This window comes from Soonwooa sp. (assembly GCF_030151385.1).
Classification (GTDB): domain Bacteria; phylum Bacteroidota; class Bacteroidia; order Flavobacteriales; family Weeksellaceae; genus Soonwooa.
Window position 1 is genome coordinate 19056 of record NZ_JASLDS010000016.1, and the last position, 23625, is coordinate 42680.

The 23625-nt window shown below is 33.8% G+C and carries 25 protein-coding genes; 24 read left to right on the plus strand and 1 reads right to left on the minus strand.

Annotation, left to right across the window (positions count from 1 at the left end; all coding sequences use genetic code 11):
• The first annotated feature begins 49 nt into the window (after window positions 1–49).
• The 23 genes from Q1V95_RS02180 (at window position 50) to Q1V95_RS02290 (ending at window position 21107) form a co-directional block, all read left to right on the plus strand.
• Complete coding sequence (locus Q1V95_RS02180; RefSeq protein WP_300669804.1) at window positions 50–625, plus strand: hypothetical protein; 576 nt, start codon at window positions 50–52, stop codon at window positions 623–625.
• A gap of 32 nt (window positions 626–657) precedes the next feature.
• Window positions 658–1383, plus strand: coding sequence for a bifunctional demethylmenaquinone methyltransferase/2-methoxy-6-polyprenyl-1,4-benzoquinol methylase UbiE (ubiE, locus tag Q1V95_RS02185; RefSeq protein ID WP_300669806.1), 726 nt, complete (start codon window positions 658–660; stop codon window positions 1381–1383).
• A gap of 4 nt (window positions 1384–1387) precedes the next feature.
• Entirely contained in the window at window positions 1388–2182 is a 795-nt protein-coding gene (locus tag Q1V95_RS02190) for a porin family protein (RefSeq protein WP_300669809.1), read from the plus strand.
• A 232-nt stretch (window positions 2183–2414) separates the two neighbouring features.
• Window positions 2415–3836 (plus strand): anthranilate synthase component I family protein, encoded by a 1422-nt coding sequence (locus tag Q1V95_RS02195; RefSeq protein WP_300669815.1) that lies wholly within the window; start codon window positions 2415–2417, stop codon window positions 3834–3836.
• A 203-nt stretch (window positions 3837–4039) separates the two neighbouring features.
• Window positions 4040–4609, plus strand: a complete 570-nt coding sequence (locus Q1V95_RS02200) for an aminodeoxychorismate/anthranilate synthase component II (protein WP_300669817.1) — start codon at window positions 4040–4042, stop codon at window positions 4607–4609.
• An 80-nt stretch (window positions 4610–4689) separates the two neighbouring features.
• Window positions 4690–5673, plus strand: coding sequence for an anthranilate phosphoribosyltransferase (trpD, locus tag Q1V95_RS02205; protein ID WP_300669818.1), 984 nt, complete (start codon window positions 4690–4692; stop codon window positions 5671–5673).
• A gap of 201 nt (window positions 5674–5874) precedes the next feature.
• Window positions 5875–6654 carry an indole-3-glycerol phosphate synthase TrpC gene (gene trpC, locus Q1V95_RS02210; protein ID WP_300669820.1) on the plus strand — a complete coding sequence of 260 codons (780 nt, stop codon included), beginning with the start codon at window positions 5875–5877 and terminating at the stop codon, window positions 6652–6654.
• Between the two features lie 17 nt (window positions 6655–6671).
• On the plus strand, window positions 6672–7886 hold the full coding sequence (locus tag Q1V95_RS16265) for a phosphoribosylanthranilate isomerase (RefSeq protein ID WP_366143263.1): 1215 nt from the start codon (window positions 6672–6674) through the stop codon (window positions 7884–7886).
• A 98-nt stretch (window positions 7887–7984) separates the two neighbouring features.
• Window positions 7985–8437, plus strand: a complete 453-nt coding sequence (gene tnpA, locus Q1V95_RS02220; protein ID WP_300669822.1) for an IS200/IS605 family transposase — start codon at window positions 7985–7987, stop codon at window positions 8435–8437.
• 224 nt (window positions 8438–8661) lie between these two features.
• On the plus strand, window positions 8662–9849 hold the full coding sequence (gene trpB, locus Q1V95_RS02225) for a tryptophan synthase subunit beta (protein ID WP_300669824.1): 1188 nt from the start codon (window positions 8662–8664) through the stop codon (window positions 9847–9849).
• A gap of 83 nt (window positions 9850–9932) precedes the next feature.
• Window positions 9933–10484 (plus strand): hypothetical protein, encoded by a 552-nt coding sequence (locus Q1V95_RS02230; protein WP_300669826.1) that lies wholly within the window; start codon window positions 9933–9935, stop codon window positions 10482–10484.
• A complete protein-coding gene (trpA, locus tag Q1V95_RS02235; protein ID WP_300669828.1) occupies window positions 10481–11212 on the plus strand; it encodes a tryptophan synthase subunit alpha in 732 nt (243 codons plus the stop codon). Before Q1V95_RS02230 ends, trpA begins: the two co-directional genes overlap by 4 nt.
• Window positions 11213–11254: 42 nt before the next feature.
• Window positions 11255–12049, plus strand: a complete 795-nt coding sequence (locus Q1V95_RS02240; protein WP_300669830.1) for a hypothetical protein — start codon at window positions 11255–11257, stop codon at window positions 12047–12049.
• Between the two features lie 232 nt (window positions 12050–12281).
• Window positions 12282–13577 (plus strand): tyrosine--tRNA ligase, encoded by a 1296-nt coding sequence (gene tyrS / locus Q1V95_RS02245; protein WP_300669832.1) that lies wholly within the window; start codon window positions 12282–12284, stop codon window positions 13575–13577.
• 127 nt (window positions 13578–13704) lie between these two features.
• Window positions 13705–14259, plus strand: coding sequence for a hypothetical protein (locus Q1V95_RS02250; RefSeq protein ID WP_300669834.1), 555 nt, complete (start codon window positions 13705–13707; stop codon window positions 14257–14259).
• Window positions 14260–14494: 235 nt separating this feature from the next.
• Window positions 14495–14869: a VOC family protein gene (locus Q1V95_RS02255; RefSeq protein ID WP_300669836.1), complete on the plus strand. Its 375-nt coding sequence runs from the start codon at window positions 14495–14497 to the stop codon at window positions 14867–14869.
• A 74-nt stretch (window positions 14870–14943) separates the two neighbouring features.
• Complete coding sequence (locus Q1V95_RS02260) at window positions 14944–15750, plus strand: AraC family transcriptional regulator (RefSeq protein ID WP_300669838.1); 807 nt, start codon at window positions 14944–14946, stop codon at window positions 15748–15750.
• Between the two features lie 104 nt (window positions 15751–15854).
• On the plus strand, window positions 15855–16613 hold the full coding sequence (bla, locus tag Q1V95_RS02265; RefSeq protein WP_300669839.1) for a subclass B1 metallo-beta-lactamase: 759 nt from the start codon (window positions 15855–15857) through the stop codon (window positions 16611–16613).
• A 181-nt stretch (window positions 16614–16794) separates the two neighbouring features.
• The gene (locus tag Q1V95_RS02270; RefSeq protein WP_300669841.1) at window positions 16795–17919 is read left to right on the plus strand and encodes an alpha/beta hydrolase; all 1125 of its coding nucleotides are present in this window, start codon (window positions 16795–16797) and stop codon (window positions 17917–17919) included.
• Between the two features lie 147 nt (window positions 17920–18066).
• Window positions 18067–18399 (plus strand): hypothetical protein, encoded by a 333-nt coding sequence (locus tag Q1V95_RS02275; protein WP_300669843.1) that lies wholly within the window; start codon window positions 18067–18069, stop codon window positions 18397–18399.
• Window positions 18400–18530: 131 nt separating this feature from the next.
• Window positions 18531–19406 (plus strand): hypothetical protein, encoded by an 876-nt coding sequence (locus Q1V95_RS02280; protein WP_300669845.1) that lies wholly within the window; start codon window positions 18531–18533, stop codon window positions 19404–19406.
• 263 nt (window positions 19407–19669) lie between these two features.
• Window positions 19670–20311 (plus strand): hypothetical protein, encoded by a 642-nt coding sequence (locus tag Q1V95_RS02285; RefSeq protein ID WP_300669847.1) that lies wholly within the window; start codon window positions 19670–19672, stop codon window positions 20309–20311.
• Between the two features lie 157 nt (window positions 20312–20468).
• On the plus strand, window positions 20469–21107 hold the full coding sequence (locus Q1V95_RS02290; protein WP_300669849.1) for an alpha/beta hydrolase-fold protein: 639 nt from the start codon (window positions 20469–20471) through the stop codon (window positions 21105–21107).
• A gap of 126 nt (window positions 21108–21233) precedes the next feature.
• Here Q1V95_RS02290 and Q1V95_RS02295 read toward each other — a convergent pair whose 3' ends face one another.
• Window positions 21234–21965, minus strand: a complete 732-nt coding sequence (locus Q1V95_RS02295) for a head GIN domain-containing protein (RefSeq protein WP_300669851.1) — start codon at window positions 21963–21965, stop codon at window positions 21234–21236.
• Window positions 21966–22057: 92 nt separating this feature from the next.
• Between Q1V95_RS02295 and Q1V95_RS02300 the strand changes: the two genes are divergently transcribed.
• A complete protein-coding gene (locus tag Q1V95_RS02300; RefSeq protein ID WP_300669853.1) occupies window positions 22058–23581 on the plus strand; it encodes a S41 family peptidase in 1524 nt (507 codons plus the stop codon).
• Window positions 23582–23625 lie beyond the last annotated feature (44 nt).

Genomic DNA, 23625 nt, shown 5'->3' on the forward strand with positions numbered 1-23625 from the left:
ATTTGCACATTGTCTTTTTGAGAACTAATCAACAGGATTAAAATTAATAATGTTAAAAAATAACCCATCGCTAAAGGGATTTTTGTTTGCTTTATTGGCAGCAATTATGGCTTTTGCAATCTATTTTATATTCTTGGCAAAACCAAATTATTATTTGGTGGACAATCCAACACCCGAGACTTATTACTTTAGTATCAACAATGGCGATCAAAAAATATTGTCATCTGGTCAATATTTAAAAGTTGATCTTAATAAAGGCGAAAAAAATAACATCAAAGTTTTTGACCAAAACAAAAAGATGTTGTACGATTCTGCTTTTCAAGTTCAGAATCAAAGGGGATTAATCAATATTACGCATAAAGATTATTACATTTTCAAACAATTTTATGGCTATTTCCAAGACAAAGATTCTTTGATCCTTGCGCAAGGAAGCACGATGATTGATGGCAAACCTTTCCTTGGTAACATCAAAAAAACTAACAAACTATACAACGAAGATTTCTATTTTAATATTGATGAAGATTATAACAAAGTCATCAAAAATATCGACAAGGTAGAAAGCCGCACCAAAATCTTTAGAAAACAAGATTTTATTAATTATTACAAAGAAAACTATAAGTTTTAATCAATTTTTACGTTTAATTATATATTTTAATTTTGGATCATAATAAAGTAACACCATATAACAGCGATAACAGCAAAAAAAGTCAAGTCGAAGACATGTTCGACAATATTGCACCAAAATATGATCTTCTTAATCATGTTTTGTCAATGAAGATTGATGTGCTTTGGCGAAATACTTTGGTTAAATGGTTAAATAAAGACCAACCAAAAAGTGTTTTGGATGTTGCAACAGGAACAGGAGATCTTGCAATTGCAGTGCAAAAAGGTACGCAATCCCAAGTAACAGGGCTCGATCTTTCTCAACAAATGTTGAATGTTGGTATCGAAAAGGTTAAAAAACAAAACCTATCGGATAAGATTACAATGATAAAAGGTGATGCAGAACATTTACCTTTTGAAGACAATCATTTTGACGCTGTAACAGTAGCTTTTGGTGTTCGTAATTTTGAAAATCTTGAAAAAGGTTTAACAGAATTAAAAAGAGTTGTGAAAAATAACAAAAGTGTTTATATATTAGAGTTCTCAAAAGTTGAAGGATTTATGGGTCCATTTTATATGTTTTATTTTAAAAACATTTTACCTGCAATTGGCAAGTTGGTGTCCAAAGATAATAGAGCTTACACTTATCTTCCAGACTCTGTAAATGCTTTTCCTTTTGGAGAAAAAATGAAAAATATATTATTGCAAACAGGTTTTACAAAAGTAGAATACAAAAAGTTAAGCCTAGGAATTGCAACTATTTATAAAGCCACAAAATAGTAAGATGATAAAACTGAAACTAAAACATCTTGTAGCGTTAGGACTTCTGGCAAGCTTCACAGCTAATGCGCAGTTAACGGACATTTTCAGAAAAAGCGATAAAATTGACAATCTTGAGGATTTTGATACACAAAAATTCAGTTGGGGATTTTATCTTGCGGCCAATAATTTTGACTCCAAACTTGTTTTGGATCCTCATTATGGGATGAATGGTCAGCAAAATCTTATCACTTCAAAACCAGGTTTTAGTTTTGGTGCAGGACTTATTGGTAAAATGCGTCTTAACGATTATCTTGATCTTCGCGTTGAACCAGGATTGCACTTTACTGAAAGAGAATATACTTTTAATACGCAGTCGAATGATCAATATGCTGGCGGAACATCACAATTTCCGGCATTTGATACCCACCCCCTTACAGACATTGAAAAAGTAAAAAATGTGAAGTCAACTTATCTTGATGTTCCGATTTTGTTAGAAGTGCATGGTGACAGATGGTACAATACAAGACCTTACGCCGCTGCGGGTGTCAATTATTTGATGAATTTACAATCAAACGAAAAAAGTGTGGAAGATAACTCGAATAACATTTTTCGTTCGACCACACATAATTTTGGATGGACAGCAGAATTGGGAATACAACTTTACTTTAGCAGATTTAAGCTTACACCTGCAATCCGTGGAACTTTCTTTATGAATAACGAAATTGTAGCAGATAACCCAGAAACTGCACCTTATTGGGCTGCTGGTATTTCGACAATGCAAACACATGCTTTCATGTTCGTTCTTAAATTTGAATAATAATTTTTACAAATAATATTGTTTTATTAAAAAACATTTATACATTTGCCTCATGAATTTATCATTAAACAAAAACTGGTGGTGGTCTTCAAAATCTTGGTCAAGGTCTTGAAGCCATTCGGCTTTTTGTATAGTGTAGAAATAAAATATTAAATCACAAAGACTTTGACGAATCCGTTAAAGTCTTTTTTGTGGGATTTTGCGGCTTGGTCAAAACAAAAACAATCATAAGATGAACATCAAACGCAATATCCAAATCAAAACAGCTGTTAAATCTCAATTAGCTGATCTCTTCACACCAATCGGAATTTACCTTAGACTTCGCGATCAGTTCCGTGATACAATTCTATTAGAAAGTGCTGGAAATCAAAACGATGACAAAAACTATTCTTTCATTTGTATTAATGCAATCGCCGGCATCGAAATCCGAAATCACAACGAAGCAGAACTAAAATTTCCTTTAGAAAATCCTTTTAAAGTCCAATTAGAGAATCAAAAACTAACCGAGATTCTTCAAGACTTTTCCAAAAGTTTCATTTGCGAAAAATCAAGTTTAGAAATTGGAAAACAAGCTCAAGGACTTTTTGGATATACAAGTTATGATGCCATTCCTTTCTTTGAGAATATTAAATTTAAAGAAAAAGGCGACGAAACCAAAATCCCACTTCTTCGTTACAGATTATATCAATATGTTATTGCAATCAACCATCACAACGACGAAATGTACATCATCGAAAACAAAATCGATGCTCTAAAATCCGAAATTTCTTTGGTCGAAAACATTATCAATCAAAAAAATGCACCAATTTTTCCTTTCGAAAAAATCGGAGAAGAAACTTCCAATCTAACTGATCAAGACTATTTAGATTTGGTGGAGCTTGCTAAAAAACATTGTTTCCGTGGAGACGTTTTCCAATTGGTTTTAAGCAGAAGATTCGAACAACAATTCCGTGGTGACGAATTCAATGTTTACCGTGCTTTGCGAAATATAAATCCGTCGCCTTATTTGTTTTTCTTCGATTATGGCGATTACAAATTAATGGGATCCAGTCCCGAAAGTCAATTGATTATCAAAGATGGAAAAGCCATAATTCATCCTATTGCAGGAACTTTCAAACGAACAGGAAATATAGAAATCGATTTACAATCAGCTGAAGAACTCAAAAAAGACCCGAAAGAAAATGCAGAGCATACCATGTTGGTCGATTTAGCACGCAATGATTTGAGTATTCATGGGAAAAATACGATGGTTTCAAAACTCAAAGAAATCCATTTTTTCTCACATGTCATCCACATGGTTTCGGAAGTTATCGCAGATGTTTCAGAGAATCAAAATCCATACGAAATGATTGCAACAACCTTTCCACAAGGCACTTTGAGTGGTGCGCCAAAATATCGCGCTATGCAATTAATTGACGACTACGAAAAGACCTCACGAAGTTTTTATGCTGGTTGCATTGGATTTGTTGGCTTCGACGGCAGTTGTAATCAAGCGATTATGATTCGAACCTTTTTGAGCAAGGACAATCGTTTGTATTACCAAGCTGGCGCAGGTTTGGTGGCAAAATCGATTCCAGAAAATGAACTCCAAGAAGTCAATAATAAACTCGGAGCGCTCAAAAAAGCAATTTCAAAAGCCGAAAAAATGCATTAATTTTTGGGCAGCATTTCCGCCTTCCGCTCCCACTCTTTTTACCAAAGCTTTTGCCTTAAAAAAAAGGAGTTCCGCTCAAGTCGGGCTGCAATTAATGAATAATAAATTATCAAAAAACCAAGGAGTCCCAAAGGGACGACTTAACAAAGAATAGGATAAAATCCTATTTGAAATAATTGATTTGAAAATTCAAAAATAAAAACATGAAAAACCAAATTCTCGTCTTCGACAACTACGACAGTTTTACATACAACCTTGTGCAGATGATAGAACAAATCACAGGTCACGAGATAGACGTTTTCAGAAACGATGAAATTCCATTAGAAAACATTGCCCAATATGACAAAATTATTTTGTCGCCTGGTCCGGGAATTCCATCAGAAGCAGGAATACTTTTAGAAGTCATCAAAACTTATGCGCCAACCAAATCCATTTTTGGAGTTTGTCTTGGTCAACAAGCAATTGCCGAAGCTTTTGGAGGAAGTTTAATCAACCTTTCCGAGATTTATCATGGCGTTGCTACAACAGCAAAACAAACTAAAGAACATTCGCTTTTCAAGAATTTACCAGAAAATTTAGAAGTCGGACGTTATCATTCTTGGGCGGTTAATCCACAAGGCTTTCCCGAAGAATTAGAAATAACATCAGTCGATGATAAAGGCATGATTATGAGCTTAAAACACAAAACGTATGACGTTCACGCTGTGCAATATCATCCCGAAAGTATTTTAACACCGCAAGGAAAACAAATTTTAGAAAACTTTTTAAAATAGTTTTTGGTACTAAGTATTTAGTTTTTAGCAATAATTAATTCTAAAAACCATAAACAAAACGCTAAAAACCACCACAGATTATGAAACAAATTTTAGAATATCTTTTCAATCATCAGACGCTCTCAAAATCCGAAGCCAAAGCTATTTTAACAGAAATTTCGATGAACAAATTCAATGATAGCGAAGTCACAGCATTCATCACGGTTTTCATGATGCGCAGCATTACTTTGGACGAGTTTGATGGATTTCGTGAGGCTTTATTGCAACTGTGTACGAAAGTTGACCTTGGCACGGACGATGTAGTCGATATCGTTGGGACAGGAGGCGACGGAAAAGACACGTTCAACATATCTACTTTGGCGAGTTTTGTGGTTGCTGGCGCAGGTCAAAAAGTAGCAAAACATGGCAATTATGCAGCATCTTCGGTAAGCGGCTCGTCAAATGTTTTAGAAGAATTGGGTTATAAATTCAAGTCAAATGATGCAGATTTACAGCAAGATTTAGAAAAAGCCAACATTTGTTTTTTGCATGCGCCTTTGTTTCATCCTGCATTAAAAACTGTGGCGCCGCTTCGTAAACAATTGGGTTTGAAGACATTTTTCAACTTGATGGGACCTTTAGTGAATCCTGCGCAGCCAAAATACTCGATAATTGGTGTTGCAAACTTAGAAATCGCACGCATTTATCAATATTTACTTCAAAAAGAAAATAAAAACTTCATGTTGGTTAATGCCCTGGATGGCTATGATGAAATTTCGTTAACAGCTGATTCCAAAGTATTTACACAACAAGGTGAAAAGATATTTTCGGCGCAAGATTTAGGTTTTAACAATCTAAAACCAAGAGATATTTTCGGTGGAAAAACCAAAGCTGAGGCAGCTAAAATCTTCATGTCAGTTTTACAAGGCGATGCGACGGAAGCTCAAAATAAAGTCGTGTGCGTTAATGCTGCAATGGCTTTACTAAACACAGAAAAATATGGTAATTACGAAGATTGCTTGGCCTTAGCAAGCGAAAGTTTAACATCAAAAAAAGCACTTAAAGCCTTTCAAAATTTACTTTAATATTTGTGCGTCTTTTCCGCCGAAGTTTATACTGCGGAAAGTCGAAGTATTCCCACTTTTTTTGTAAAAGCTTTTTGCCAAACAAAAAAAAAGGAGTTCCAATCAAATCGAGGAACAAGATTCATCGATTCAAATAACAAACTGAAGAAATGAGATAAGTAGGGACACAGATTCTAAAACAATAGAAAATTAAGTAACAGAATGACAATTTTAGACAAAATCATACAACGCAAAAAGCAAGAACTTGAAGTTTCAAAAACGAAAGTCAGCCTGCAACAATTAAAAGACTCCGAGTTTTTTAACAGAGAAACTTTTTCACTAAAAGACACGTTAAAAAGCAAATCAGGTATTATTGCAGAGTTCAAAAGACAATCCCCAAGCAAAGGCTTTATTAACAACCAATTTTCGTCTTTGGAAGTTGTTACAGCTTACGAAAAATTTGGAGCAAGTGCAGTTTCTATTTTGACAGATTCGGATTTTTTTGGAGGAAATTTTGAAGATATTATTTCTGTTCGAAATCACATTAACATCCCAATTTTGCGTAAAGATTTTATGCTAGATGAGTATCAGTTTTACGAAGCAAAAGCAATTGGCGCTGATATTATTTTATTGATTGCTGCTTGTCTTTCTCCTGCTCAAGTTTCAGAATTTACAGATTTAGCGCACCAACTTAATCTTGAAGTTTTACTAGAAATTCATTCAGAAGAAGAGTTAAAACATATTGATAAAAATGTTGATTTTATTGGCATCAACAACCGAAATCTCAAAGATTTTAAGGTCGATTTACAACATTCAGTTATGCTTAAAAATCAACTTCCTAAAGATATTTTATCCATTGCTGAAAGCGGAATTTACGATGAGGAAGACTTCATTTTTTTAAAAGAGAAAGGATTTGATGGATTTTTGATGGGCGAATATTTTATGAAATCTGAAAATCCAAGAAACAAATTCGAAGAATTTGTAACTAATGTATCAAAATAGAAATTTACCATTCGAAAATGCAATCTAAAATCTCAAATCTAGAATCTCAAATCCAATTGAAAGTCTGCGGATTGACAAAGCTTGACCAAATCCAAGAATTGGTTGCAATGGATGTTGACTTTTTAGGATTTATCTTTTACGAAAAGTCTCCAAGATTTGTGTTAAATCATTTAAGTTTAGAACAAATTTCAGAAATCAATAGTCAGGGAAAAGTCGGCGTATTTGTAAATGGAACAATAGAAAACATTCTAGAAGCAACCGAAAAAGTAAAACTCAATTACATTCAATTGCATGGTGATGAAGACGAAAATTTTGTTTTAGAATTAAGGCAAAAACTTTCAAACAAAATAAAAATTATCAAAGTTATTCGAGTTGGAAATGATATTTTGGAAATCAAAAAAAAATTAGCGAAAATCTCAAATCTCAAATCTCAAATCTCAAATCTACTATTCGATACCGATTCCAAAGCTTTTGGCGGGACAGGAAAATCCTTTGATTGGTCAATATTAAACGAATTAGAAATTCCATTGCCTTATTTTTTGAGTGGTGGAATTTCAGAAGAGAACATCCAACAATTAACAAGTTTAAAACAAAAACCTATTGCCTTGGACATCAATTCAAAATTCGAAATTGAAGCAGGTAATAAGGATATTGAAAAAATCAAAAGTTTCAAATATAAAATGAATTCTAACTTAAAATACATCATCAAAAAAGCGTCCGAAATAAGCGATGAAGACATCAAAACAATTCTAAATCTCTGGGAAATTGAAGCTTGGAAAAATATGAGTTCGCAAGATTTTAAAACTTACTTCCAAGACACCGAATTTCAATTTTTACTAAACGAACAAAATGAAATTTTAGCTTTGCTAAGACTCAATCCAAATTTTGTTTTAGAGATTGACCATGAAAAATTTCAGTTCACTGAAATGGTTGGCTTAGTCGCAGCTGTCAAAGGACAATCTTACGGAAGCGTGCTCTTACAACGATTTGCTCAAAATGCTAAAGAAAACAATCGTCAAATTATAAGTTTCTGTGAAGCGCCTTTAAGAAATTTCTACCGAAGAAATAACATCGAAATTCTGAAAAACAAAGCGAAATTTATCCAAGAATTTGATGATGGAACTTGGCAAACTTCAGAAGATGATGATATTTTAATTATTAACTTAAATCCTGAAAACAAAAATAGTCTCGCACAACTCAATGAAAATAATATTGCAAGTTTCTATTCGTAAATAAAATAATTTAGAAAGTCCCAAAGAGACGATTTAAATAAGAATCGGATAAAATCCGATTTATAGAATTCAATTTTTGGAAAAATAAAACGCAAATCATGTCACAGTCATTAGTCAAAAATTATGTTCACATTATTTTCAGCACAAAAAATCGTGTTGATTTTATTGATGAAACGATAGAAAATGAATTGTTTTCGTACATCGCTTGCCTTTGTAAAGATTTCGAAAGCCAGGCAATACAAATTGGAGGCACAGACAACCATATTCATATTTTGTGTTTGTTATCAAGAAAAATTGCTTTAATGAAACTTGTACAAGAAATAAAAGCACATTCTTCAAAATGGATAAAAACAAAAGCCGAAAAATATGAAAATTTCTTTTGGCAAGATGGTTACGGCGCATTTTCGGTAAGTCCAACTAATGTCAATACGGTCATTAATTATATTAAAAACCAACGAGAACATCATAAAGAATTTGGTTTCAGGACCGAAATCCTTGAATACTATAAAAAATATCAAATTGAATACGACGAAAAATATCTTTGGGATTAGTACAATTAAAACCATATAACGATAGGAATAACTTCCTATCCTTTGTTAAATCGTTCCTTGGGAACTCTTTTAAATAAAAAAATAAAACTAAAAATATATACTGATAGGAATAGCTTCCTATCAAATATTTTAAAAAAAACAATACCATATAACGATAGGAATAAATTCCTATCCTTTGTTAAATCGTTCCTTAGGAACTCTTTTTAAATAGAAAAACAAAAAAAATGAACTACAAAAATCCAGATAATAACGGTTATTACGGCGAATTCGGAGGCGCATTTATCCCCGAAATGCTGTACCCGAATGTCAAAGAATTACAAGAACAATATTTAAAAATCATAGAATCCGAAGATTTCCAAAATGAATATCAGGAGCTTCTTAAAAACTACGTTGGTCGTGCCACACCACTCTATTTTTCGAAAAATTTGAGCGAGAAATATCAAGCCAAGATTTTTCTAAAACGCGAAGACCTCAACCATACCGGAGCGCATAAAATTAATAATGCGCTTGGTCAAGCTTTACTAGCAAAAAAACTCGGCAAACAACGCATTATTGCAGAAACTGGCGCGGGACAACATGGCGTTGCAACCGCGACAGCTTGCGCGCTTCTCGGTCTCGAATGTATCGTGTACATGGGCGAAATCGACATCCAACGTCAAGCGCCTAATGTCGCTAGAATGAAAATGCTCGGTGCCAAAGTTGTTCCCGCAACTTCGGGTTCCAAAACCCTCAAAGACGCTGTCAACGAGGCTTTGCGCGACTGGATTAACAATCCAACAACCACGCATTACATCATTGGTAGTGTTGTCGGGCCGCATCCTTTTCCCGATTTGGTGGCGCGATTTCAAAGTGTGATTTCAAAAGAAATTAAGGAGCAACTTCACGAACAAATCGGTCGCGAAAATCCCGATTACGTTATCGCTTGCGTTGGCGGCGGAAGCAATGCAGCAGGGACTTTTTACCATTTTGTAAATGAGCCAGAAGTCAAAATTATTGCAGCCGAAGCTGGCGGTTTGGGCGTCCATTCGGGGAAGTCGGCGGCAACAACTTTTCTTGGAACTTTGGGCGTCTTGCATGGCAGCCAAAGTCTTGTTATGCAAACCGAAGATGGTCAAGTTATTGAGCCACACTCGATTTCGGCGGGTTTGGATTATCCCGGAATTGGACCAATGCACGCCAATCTTTTCAAAGAAAAACGTGCGGAGTTTTTCAGTATCAACGATGACGAAGCCTTAAAGTCAGCTTTCGATTTGACCAAGCTCGACGGCATTATTCCAGCGCTCGAAAGTGCCCATGCTTTGGCGGTTTTGGACAAAAAGAAGTTCCAAAAAGACGATGTAGTTGTGATTTGCCTGTCTGGACGTGGTGACAAAGACATGGAAACTTATCTATCTGTAATCGGTACTATGTAAAACGTACAAAGTATTCTAACTCTAAAATAATTTAGCACAATGTACTTTGTACTTTGTACTTTATACTTTTTACAATAAAAATAATGAAACAACTCAAAATAACAAAAGAAGAAATCCTCAACATCTTCGAATGGATTTCAGTACTTCTAGTTGCGGCATACATGATTATTTATGGTGTCGCAAAGCCTATGCAATTTGGAGATATCTCTAGTTATACAAAACCGATTAACAAGTTAGACCCTATGTCATTGATGTGGGCGTTCTATTCTTATTCAAAACCTTATGTTATAATAATTGGATTCTTCGAAGTTATAGGAGCAATTCTTTTGGTTATTCAGAAAACCCGAATAATTGGAGGTTTGGTATTGACGACTATTTTGACAAACATCATTCTGCAGGATTATTTTTTCGGCGTAATCCAAGGTGCTTTAGCCAACGCCATTTTTTATCAACTGGTTATTTTCTTTGTTTTTTACAGACATAGACACAGAATCTTCAGGGCTTTCAAAGCGCTGGAAGGTCAATTTACATTCAAAATTAGATGGATTTATATTCCCATTGCAATAATTGTCGCACTGAGTTATGAAGTCATTATGTACGCAATTAATCAATTTTTAACACTTATTTTACAATGAAAAAATTAAACATATACTTTACAGCAGGCGTTCCAAATCTTGATGACACAGGCAAAGTTGCCCAACTTATCCAAGATTCTGGAGCAGATATGATGGAAATCGGTATTCCATATTCGGATCCTGTTGCAGATGGACCTGTGATCCAAGATGCTCATATTTTAGCTTTAAAAAACGGAATGACCATCGCAAAATTATTCGAGCAACTTGCTGCAATTAAAGATTCTGTCACAATTCCAAAAGTATTGATGGGTTACATTAACCCTGTTTTGCAATTTGGATTCGAGAATTTTTGCAAAAAATGTCAAGAAGTTGGCGTTTCAGGATTAATTATTCCAGATCTCCCTGCTTATGAGTTTGAAAAACAATATGGCGCCATACTGAAAAAGTATCAAATCAATTTTAGTTTTTTGGTAACGCCCGAAACTTCGGAAGAGCGTATCAAATATTTGGATTCTTTGAGTTCTAGATTTTTGTATGCTGTAAGTTCGTCTTCGACAACAGGGAATGCCAACGCAACTTTGAAGAACGACGCTTACCTCGACCGTTTGGCTTCACTTAATCTTAAAAATCCTGTCTTCATTGGTTTTGGAATTAAAAACAAGCAAGATTTTCAATCAGTGACCGAAAAAGCACAAGGCGGCATCATCGGAACGGCTTTTGTAAAAATCCTCCTCGAAAATAAAAATTGGGAATCTGAAGCTAAAGATTTTATTTGTTCAATCATTTAATTCAATTAAATGTTATATTAGCGCAATTAAAATCATCAAAACATGAAAAAAATTCTATTATTTTTAATTTGCGTTACAGCAAGTACCCAATTTGTTTCGGCTCAAGACAATGATGAATACGAGCTAAAAGGCAATGAAAAATTTGGCTACATTATCGACAAGAGTGGAAAAAAAATCAATGGCTTAGTAAAACTTGCTGGAGATGACAATCATCCTTGGCAAAATCAAAAGAAAGTTAAATTTGTCGCAGAAAGCGATATTGACAAATCTAGAAAAAGACAAAAATTCAAAGTTCTCGATGATGACGACATTCAAGAATATGTTGCTTATGATGGCGATGTAGAAAGGAAATTCCAAACTATAAGATACACGAATGTAAAGGAAGGTATATCTTCTAATATGGGAACGATTAGTGCTGGTGTCAAAGCATTTAATAATCTTACAAAAACGAATCAACTTGTGGAATTGGTAAATGATGGTAAATTAAAAATCTATAAAATCTATGGCTACCCAACAACTATTGCAGCTGGGAACAGACAAGTACAATTGATGGATGAGGAAATTACCAGACTCAAAAATAATCCCACCTATATCTATTCTAAAAATGGAAGTAAATTAAAAGATCTTAATTATGATGATATTAGATCCTTGATTAATGATTGCCCTTTTGTAAAAGATAAATTAAGTAAAGGTGAATATGCGTCGTTAAAAGCGGATGAAGGTAAGAAACGAACTGGGCTGGGCAAATTAATTAAAGACCAATATTCCAATTCAGTCCATGATATTAGAAGTACTGTTGCGGAAGTAATTTCTGATTACAATAACAATTGCAACTAAAGTTATTATAAACTACAAAACACCTCGATTAATAATTGAGGTGTTTTTTTAGCCCTGATTGACACGGCATCCTTTTGGGTTGGAGTGAGGCGGCGGAGCGTAGCGGAGCCGTCCAAGCGATAACGCAAAAGATATAGTGGAAAGCAGGTTCCTGGCTCCTAAGAATTATCAGCGCTTTTATTAGGCATGGGAGAAAGCAATTGCTTAACTTTGCAAATTAAATTTTAACCGAATGAATGCATTTATTGAAGAACTAAAATGGCGCGGGCTTTTTGCCGATATGTCGCCTGGGACTGAGGAACAACTTGAAAAAGAGATGACCACAGCCTACATTGGTTTTGACCCAACTGCAGATTCGTTACACATCGGAAGTTTGATTCCAATTAAAATTTTGGCTCATTTTCAACGTCATGGACACAAACCAGTTGCTTTGGTTGGTGGTGCGACGGGGATGATTGGTGACCCATCTGGAAAATCCGCAGAACGAAATCTGTTAGATGAGGCTACCCTATTGTATTACGTGGATTGTATTAAAGGTCAATTATCACGATTCCTGAACTTTGATGGTAACGAAGCTAACAAAGCAGAATTGGTGAACAACTACGACTGGATGAAGAATGTTACGTTTTTGGATTTTGCGAAGAATATCGGAAAGCACATCACCGTGAATTATATGATGGCGAAGGATTCTGTGAAAAAACGTTTCTCGGGCGAAGATGGCGCGGATGGAATGAGCTTTACAGAGTTTACTTACCAATTGCTACAAGGTTACGATTACCTACACTTGTACCAAGATATGGGTATTAAGTTACAAATGGGTGGATCTGACCAATGGGGAAATATTACGACTGGAACGGAGTTAATCCGTCGTAAAGCCCAAGGTGAAGCTTTTGCCTTGACAACTAAATTGATTACTAAAGCGGACGGATCAAAATTCGGGAAGTCTGAAAGTGGTGAAAACTACTGGCTGGACGCGAAAAGAACTTCTCCTTACCAATTTTACCAATTTTGGTTAAATGCTACGGATGACGATGCTGAGCGCTTTATTAAATATTACACCTTTATCGACAAACCAGAAATCGAGGCTTTGATTGAGGAACACAAAACGGCGCCGCACGAGCGTAAACTTCAGAAGCGTTTAGCAGAAGATGTAACGATTTGGGTTCATGGAAAAGAAGAGTTTGAAAAAGCTTTGAAAGCAACGGAAATTCTTTTTGGACGTTCGACTGCGGAGGATTTGCAAAGTCTTGATGAGGATTTGTTTTTACAGATTTTTGACGGCGTTCCGCAAAAGGAAATCGCAAAATCTGAGGTTATCGCGACCAACATCGTGGATTTGGTTTCGGAGAAATCTGGTTTTTTAAAATCAAAATCTGAAGCAACGCGCGAACTGAAAGGAAATGCTATTTCTGTAAACAAAGAGAAAGTAAATGATACTTTTGCTGCTTCGGAAAGTGACCTTATCGATGGTAAATTCTTACTCCTACAAAAAGGTAAAAAATCTTACTTTATCGTAAAAGCTGTTTAAGTTTTTATTTGAAACTATATAAACTAAGCTTCCTCAAATTGGGGAAGCTTTTTTTGGTATATTTGGGAGTGAATCGATTTGTTGATTTATATATCTATTTTTAATTGTTAGCTGACATTTTATAAAAATGAGTTACCCAAAAATAATACTATCGTTTTTTCTAAGTTTTAGTGTAAGTTTTTTTTCTTCACAAACTAATAATAATCCACGAGTAGAACCTACTGAACTGAAATACAAAGATTGTGACTTGCAAGCTAATAATAAAGAATGGTTAAAGTTAATTAGGTCTGAAAATCAAATTTCAAAAAAAATAGAATTAATAAAAAGAAAAATAGAGTTCGATACAATTTACAAAAAATATAATCCTGTAGTTAAAATTCATGGAGGTTCGATAAATCTTGAAAATGTTAATTCAAGTGGGAATTTATGTGGCTTAAAAATTCTCTTCGTTTTAGAATATAGTAGAAAAAAAAGCGTTCCGCTTGACTTAAATGAAAATCCAAATGCAAGATTAATTTTAGACAAAATTAATGAGAAAAATATTTCAATTTGGATTCTTAACCAACAACAAGGATCTGCAATTTACGGAATGAGGGGAAGTTCTGGAGTAATTTATCTTAAAACGAAAAATAAAGAATTGAGGAAAATTGTGAAAAGAACACATAGTAAAAACGTCGGCTAACATTCTATTCAAAATCAAATAAAGTCACAAAAAATCAGTCTTCTTAAAAAGCTTTCTCAATTTGAAGAAGCTTTTTTCGTTATATTTGGGAGTGAATCTGTTTTATATATACCTCAATTTCATAGTTTATGGCAAGCTTAGGATTGACCCTTTTAACAAAGTAAAATTGGTCTTTAAAACAAAGTAAATTACTATATGAAATTGTACCTTTATATCAACAAAAAATAGAAAAATTATGTTAGACCACGTTATTATTCCAGTAAGCGATTTAGAACAATCAGTTGAATTCTATGCCAAAGCCTTAAAACCGCTTAATATCTCATTGGCAATGGATTTCAAAGGTGAAAATGGACATCCAGATTTAAAAGGTTTTGGCGATGGTCAAACTGTATTTTTTTGGTTGAAAACAGGAAATCCAACCAAAGGCGTTCACATTGGTTTGGTAGCGAAAAACCACGAAGAGATTGAGGCATTCTACAAATCGGCTGTAGAGGCAGGCGCTGAAACAATGTATGCGCCAAGAGTTTTTCCAGAATATTATCCTGGCTATTTTGCAACCTGGATAATTGATCCCGATGGTTATGAAATCGAAGTTGTACACAAAAGCTAAGCTAAAAAATTAATTTATAACGAGGTGTTTTTTTAAACACCTCATTTTTTTTGTAAATTTAGATTTTCAATCTTATGTCCGGAATACAACAAAGTGAATATGCCGAAATCCTATTATCGTGCATCGAAGAAAAATATTACAAAGATGAAGTTGCTTTGGAACACCATTCATTTGCAAGAATAGTTTCAGGCGAAATGAAAGTAATACAGGCGGACAGAACATATCATTTTAAAGCAGGCGATACATTGTTATTTCCTCGCAACCAAGTTTCTACGCTCATCAAAAATCCGAAAGACGGACAACCGTATAAAGCAATAGTAATATTCTTTTCGCCGCAAAGATTAAAAGATTTTTACAGTAATAATCCAATTCAACACACAAAGACGCATACCCATAAAATAAAGACTTTTGAAAAACATCCGTTATTGGAAAGTTTCTTCGCCTCGCTTATTCCATATTTTGATCTAGAAAATGAATTGCCAAAAAAAATGATATCCATAAAAATAGAAGAAGCGTTAACCATTCTTCGTTCTATTGACACAGACATAGATAATCTCTTGGCAGATTTTTCTGAACCTCATAAAATTAATCTTACGGATTTTATGGAAAAAAATTACATGCATAATTTAACGATGGAACAATTTGGACAAATGACAGGCAGAAGTTTGACCACTTTCAAACGAGATTTCAAAAAGGCATACAACATCACACCACAAAAATGGATCATTCAAAAAAGATTGGAACTCGCACATTACCAATTATCAGAAAAAAAACGGAAGCCAATTGAGGTATATCTTGAAACTGGATTTGAAAATCTTTCACATTTTTCCTTTGCCTTCAAAAAGTATTTTGGTTATACACCAACGGATTTAAGAAACTAACAATCAAGCCACTTAGATTCTATTTTCAAAATGCAAGGTAATTATCAAACATGTAGATTTAACTTTCCCTTTAGCAGGAATTTTAAAAACTAAAAATAATAAAAATGAACAAAATAATAAAAATCGCTTTAATACTCATATTTTCATACACTTTTCTAAGTTGTCAATCTCAAAAAACAGAATCGTTTAGTCCAAAAGTGTTGTACAAATCTGAGGATTTAATTATTACTCAGGTTTCAAAAAACACCTTCGAACACACCTCATATAAGCAAACTGATGAGTGGGGAAAAGTTCCTTGTAACGGATTAATTGTCCAAAATAATGGAGAAGTCATCGTTTTTGACACACCTACAAATGACGCCACTTCAGTTGAATTAATTAACTGGATTGAGACCAAACTTCACAGTAAAATTGATGCAATTGTTCCTACGCATTTTCACGATGATTGTTTGGGAGGTCTAAAGGCGTTTCACGATCGTAAAATCCCTTCCTATGCCTATTCCAAAACGATAGAACTTGCAAAAGAAAACAATTTTGAAGTTCCAATTAATAGCATAAAAGATTCAATGACACTTAAAGTTGGGAATGAAGTTGCTTTGGTCAAATTTTTCGGAGAAGGACATACCAGAGACAATGTTGTTGGATATTTCCCAAGTGACAATGTTTTGTTTGGCGGATGTTTGATAAAAGAACTAAATGCTAGTAAAGGTTATCTTGGCGATGCCAACACAGAAGCTTGGTCGACGACAGTTGAGAAGGTAAAAAAACAATATCCAAACGTAAAAGTTGTTATCCCAGGCCACGGCGACTTTGGAGACCAAAAGCTACTTGATTATACAATCGGACTATTTAAAATACAATAGGAGTTTGTGCTAACATTATGTTTGCAAAACCAGAGCTTCAACGAAGCCATTTTTTGAAAAAGCTTTTCCAATTTGGAGAAGCTTTTTTTGTTATATTTGGATTAATTAAATTTATATCTTTAGACATCTTTGTCTATAAAGTCACAAAGGATAATCTAGATTCGTTCACTAAAAATAAATTATGACTATTAAATTCACGAAAATTACAAATTTGGGAAAGAACTACTTTTTACTACTAATCTTAATTTTTACAAGCTTTCCGCTTTTCGGGCAATCTGGAAAAAGCATTAATAAAGACTCATTAAATCAGATAAGTTTATACAACGAGTATAAAACTGAGTTTAATAACTACGAAAAAAAATATGGTAATTATATCCAAACCAACAACGTAAACATGCATTATTTGGAATGGGGAAATCCTAAAAACCCTACGCTTATTTGGATTCATGGGACATATAGCAATGCTTATGAGTTGTATAAAATTATTGATGAACTAGTTAAAATGAATCTACATGTAATTGCCATCGATTACTATGGACACGGATACACCGAAATTCCTAAAAAAGATGTAAGCATCTATGACGTTGTAGATGACATAAAATTCTTAATGGATAAAAAGAATATTAAGCAAGCCATTATCGGAGGTTGGTCTCGTGGCGGAACAATTAGTACCGCATTTTATAACACCTATCCTACCGCTGTACAAGCATTAATTTTGGAAGATGGTGGTTCTGTTGCTTGGGATATTGGCGAACAAGAATCTAATATTATCAAAAGTATTGAGGAAACTAAGCAGTATTACGCAAATAAAAAACCCTTAATTTTCAATACCGAATTTGAGGCATATTGGTATATTTATAACAATTGGGGTGCAAAAGGGAAGCAAGATAAAAGGCTTAAAAAAGAAATTTTTACTTCGTATGCGAGAATTAAAAAGAATAAGCAAAATAAATTCGAAATAAATCCTGGCGCAGAAGAACTTACAGGAGAAAATTCAGCGGAAGAAAATTTGGCTATTATCTACACTCCTTTCACAGCTAAAACGGCTTTTGGAGCGTCCACACATCAATTGAATCCAAAAATAATTTATAGAAATTTGGATAAACCAATGCTCATTTTTGACCCAATAAGCGATAACGACTGGTTTGATTTTAAAGTTGAGAACGAAAAACTAGCCAAAGCACATCCTAGTTTTATTACGCATAAGGTTTATAACAAAACCTCGCATGGCGTAAAAGACGAAAGACCCAACGAAGTTTTGAATGATATAAAATCTTTTTTGCAATCTAACAAAATAATTAAGTGATATTGAAAAACATGAAATGGTTTACCAAAATCATTCCTTATAGAAAAGCTTCCTCAAATGGGGAAGCTTTTTCGTTAAATTTGGGATTAAGCTAATTTGATATTATATTCCGATATTTCGAACTTAAGAAAACTAAAAAAAATACACATGAATGAAAGTGAAACAATAAAAAATGAAGTTTTGATTTTTTTAGAATCTTTTGATGTCAATATTGGTCGAAACTTAAATTTCCGCGAATCAATCTGTACAAACAAAGAAAGTTTTGATAGACACTTCACTACTTTTTCAAGCACCGAATTTATATTGACAAATTTTGGAGCCAGAATTAGTGGTTCTCGAATTATGTTTAATGGTCAAAAACTTAATTACGAAATCAGTTTAGACAGAATAACAAAATTTGAAAAAAAAGAAAATCAAACCATAATTTTTGAAACTTACTCCGAAAATGTAATTCGAAGAACAATTATTGAAATCTTGTAACGAAAGTAATAAATTATGAACCTAAAGTTTATTTTTATTAGAACAAAAAAAGAAAACATAGACTAAGCTTCCTCTAATTTTGGGAAGCTTTTATTATATCAAAATCTTTATATTCGTCACAAATACAATCGATGTATCCATTTCAGGTCACCTTTGACGTTAGCGACAATATCTTCATTAAGATTCTTACGATTCTAGCAGCTTTATTTATTGCTGGGACTTGGTTTTATAACCAAAATCAGCGGTCAATTTTCCAGCGTGTTTTGGGTGGTATTATTGGTGGCGTTGCTTCTTATTTTGTCGTTTTGATGTTTTTTGGTATTCTGGTAAGTTTTTATATCACAATCAAAGATGCACTAAATCCAAATGTACAAATTGCTACCATTGTTAAATATGACCAGTTTACAAGTACTTCACAAGACTCCAGCCGAAGAACGATTGGCACAAGGACACGCAGCAATACCTACTACAAACCGACGCTAGAATATCGTGACAAAAACGGAAACACAAAGCAAGTCAAAGGCGATGTTTCATATAGCGACAATAATAAAAAGCCGATTGGAAGCCTTACAAAAGTTATTGTTGAAGACCACAAAGTTCGGATGAGAGAAACACCAATCAAAACATTTACTTTCGTCATGAATATTATCGTTTTGGCTTTCATGATTATGTTTTACTACGTGTTTTACACCTTTGCAAAAACAGGAGGCTTCGAAGATGCTGGCGATTTTATGCTTTTAGTTTTTTCCTACGTTGTTTTCCCGATAGCATTTTTTGTTTTAATATACCTTTTTCTAAATATTGGCTACGATTATTTTATCCTTGGTAAAAGATACACGAGCTTCGGTGGTGCTGCCATTTGTACAGGTTTAGGTTTTTTTCTCATTTTATGCATTTATGGTTTTATTAAATATAAAATTGAAGCTGCAGCTAAGAAAAAGAAAAAAGCGCTAAAAAAACTCGAAAAAGAATCCAAAAAACCTACAGATAAAAGCATAAATTATTAAGAGCCTGTTTAAAAATTTTACCGAAATATTTGTTTTTAAACCAGTCAGATCTTCTTTGCTAATTTTAATGCTCTTTTAAGTCAATTTTTTGTTTCTCATTTTTAATTTAGCCCGCTAAATCTTCAAATGTAAAATAAAAAATTCATCTCAAAATAGCTATGAAAATTTCATCAATAAAATTTAAACAGGCTCTAATCAAATTATCATAGTTTTTTCTTTTAGCTTAAAATTTTTCTTATTTTTATTTCACTAAAATAAAAGACATGAAAAAAATCCTAAGCTTACTTTCTCTAACAATAATCTCAATATCTGCAACAGCACAATATGTAGAACCCGAAAAAGCGGATAAAATAGCTGCGCAACGAAAAGCAACAGAAATTGTAACCATGCCCACTTTGAAGTTTGATTCTATACAAGCCAAAAATATGTTGGCACTTGGGAAAGGAAAAATTGTTGGTGAAGCTTTTACACGTCAAAAGAACGGTTATGGCATGAAGATTCTCGACAAAGTAAAAGCTAATAAAATAATGGTGACTCTATTTCCTGTAACACCTTATTTCGAAGAATACTACAAACTTTGGAAAGATAAAAGCAAAAACAATCCTAAGAAAAATAAGTTCGTTTACATGGATCGCGCTGCAATGCGTTACCGTATTGAAGCAATTACCAATAGTGATGGCGAATTTACATTTCCAGACATGAAACCTGGCAAGTATTATCTTTATGGAAGCATGGATTATTCTCTCAACTATAATTATAATAAATATTCTGGAAGTGGTTATGACAATTATGGCAGAATAGATTATTACACACCAAGCTCCTATACAAAAGACTTTAACGAGTTTTTAGAAACTTTTGTTGAAGTAAAATCAGATGGCGAAATTGTAAAAGTTAAACTTAAATAATTACACTCAATACAGCTTGTTAAAATTTTATTGATAAAGTAGTTTAGATTTTATTGCTAAATTTTTTGTAGCTGTTTTGAGATAAATTTCATGTAAAGTTTTTATCAATAACAAAATAGATTTTGGAAATATCTGCGACGAGATATATCTTTGCTTTATGGATTTAAAATACCTCCTTAGAGAACCCGAAAATATAATATCTTCTACACCACTTTTGGTGCTACTTCATGGTTATGGTAGTAACGAAGAAGATCTTTTTAGTTTTGTACCAACACTTCCAAAAGATTGGTTGGTTGTTAGCTTTCGAGCACCCAAAGACACGCCTTATGGTGGCTATGCTTGGTACGACATAGACTTTACAAATAAAGATAAATTTGTAGACGTTCCGCAAGCCGAAGAAGCCATTTCTGGCATTATGCAGGCGATTATGCAAATCAGCAACAACTACGGTTTGGTAGATAATCCGACGCATCTTTGTGGCTTTAGCCAGGGTGGTGTGCTTAGTTATGCATTGGCACTTCGCTTTCCGCAATTGTACAACAAAATTGCTTGCCTTAGCAGCTACCCAGAAGAAAAGCTTTTAACAGACATTGTTAAAGACAAAAAAAAGCTAGAGCATTTAAGATTTTTTATTTCCCACGGAACAGACGATGCTATTATTCCGATTGATTGGGGAAGAAAAGCAGCAGAATTATTGTATGATTTAAGTTGCTACTTTAGCTTTAGAGAATACATGAGTGGACATGGCGTTAACCAAAAAAACTATATGGATTTGATGACCTACTTCGAATCTTAGAAATAAATATTATTTGTGTGGCACAGCATTTGTAAAGATTAAACAGAACACAAATAATGGAGAACAATTAATAGAAAAAGCTACTCATATCGAGTAGCTTTTCTATTATAAAACAATATTGTTAAATTATTTATAATTCACCTTTCCGCCGATAACTTTTTTATCGTTTCTATTTTCAGGATTTCCATACACATTGATAACGCCACCAGCTCTCGTCGTTGCCGTTACATCTTGACTTGCATAGACATTTGCTTCGCCACCAGCATTAACAGTTACAGAAGTGTTTTCAGTTTTAAATCCTGCTGCATCATATTTTCCACCAGCGTTAACAACAACATCTTGTGTTGTACTCTCTCCCGAAATTTTTATTAAACCTCCAGTATTTACTTTAGTATTAAGAGCAGACGTTTCGGCAACAATATCAATCACGGAACCTTCGTTAGAAATTAAACTAAGATTAGATACATGAACAGGCGAAGTTGAAGAAACAACCGAACCTTGACTCGCTTGGATGCTTCCAAGGTTTTTGTAGTACAAGATAATTTTGGTTGCATCACCTTGCATAACTTTAGAAGTCACCATTCTGACTTTTAACTCATTGCCACTATTTACAAACTCCACATTTCCAGCATTCTTTCCAGAAATATCAGCTTTATATTCGTCTCCAGGGACAAGTTCTACATTAATTTGGTCAAAAACTTTAAGCTTTGTAAAACTTCCGACATTTTTCATTTGCGCAAATACAAGTGTGCTACTTGCGGCGATCATCATTGTGGTCAAAATTTGTTTAATCATAATTTTGGTACTTATTATAGCTTTTTTAACAACGTCAAAATCGATACCATTGTATGTTGTCACGAAAATTTAATTTTAATTATTCCTTATTCATAAATACTTTTTCGCAAGATTTCAATAAAAATGCTACATTTGAATTCTGAAAGTAGAACGCTATGTCAAGACTTTATTTGTTCGTTTTTTGTTTCTTGATACTAGGCTGTCAATCTGTAAAAAAAGCCAATGCAGACTTTGAAAAAAAAGTTCCTGTAGAAGCGCTTCAACAAGATATTGACCAAGCCTATACTGCTTTGAAGCGTTTTCATCCAGAATTGTTTTGGTACATCTCCGAGCAGGATTTAACAAAAAAATTAGACAGTCTTAAATTCAGCATCGACCAACCGCTTAATCGCCAAGAGTTTTATTTTAAACTAGCACCTGTTATTGCACAAATCAGAGAAGGACATCTTCGCCTAAGAATGCCTCAAAAGCAATATACAAAAGCAGAAACTAAAGCATTTGAAAAGAAAACGCCTTTGTTTGGACAGTACACTTATCGCATATCTGCTGATAAAATTATCGTTAATCGTGCAACTATAGATTCAGAAAAAAAATTAAACCCAGGCACCGAAATTTTAGAAATAAATGGCGTTAAAACAAAAGACCTCATTAGCAAATATCGTAGTCTGATAACCTCGGATGGCTATAATCAAACTTATTACAAATATGCTATGAGTGAGGCTTTCTTTAGTTATTACACCGCCGAATATGGTCTTTTGAACGAAGCGAATCTGAAAATAAATTTCAACAACCAGATTAGCAATTTCACCTTAAAAAGAATTGATAAAGAAGAAGCCAAGAAGCAGAAATATGAACCTAGTAAAGAGGCAAAAAAAATCTACGACTTCGATGCCAGAACTAATTCTTTCAATAGAAGTATGCGTTTTGCAACGCCAGATAGTACAGTTGCTTACATTAAAATAAAAACTTTCTCTGACACGGGCTCTTCCAAATTTTATAAAAAAACCTTTAAAAAAATAAAAGAAGCCAAATCAAAATATTTAATTCTTGATATTAGAAATAATCTTGGTGGTTCTTTGGACGAAATCAACAATCTATATTCTTATCTAACCAACGAGAATTATACTTTGGTTAAAATGCCAGAAATGACATTTAAAAATGCGGCAACACATCGCAATTATTTTTTCAATCTGTCAGCGACTAGCAAAATTATCTCGGCACCTGCTTACCCATTTTTTTTAGCAGGGAACAAATTTTTATCAGGTGTCAATAGCAATGGAACGGCTATTTTTAAAGAATCTGCTGCCAAGGAAAGTAAGTCTAACAAAGATGCTTTCAAAGGCAAAATATATGTATTGATTAATGGTGCAAGCTTTTCAGCGTCATCGGTTCTGTCTGCAAAGTTAAAGTTTGACAAGCGCGCAACGATTGTTGGCGAAGAAACAGGCGGCGCTAACGACGGAACGGTAGCTGGTTTTAACAATAGCATTCAGCTCAAAAATTCTAAAATCGATTTACCAATCGGACTTTTATTTATTCAACCAAATATAAATCCAGTAGGTCAAAAACGTGGTGTAATGCCCGATGTCGAAGTAGATAGCGACTTCTACAACATCCATCAAGACAAAGACCTACAACTACAATGGATTCTTAGTGATATCAAAAAAAAATCGGACTAAATGTCTAAAATTTCGTTTTGGCAGTTTCTTTGTGTAATCTGATA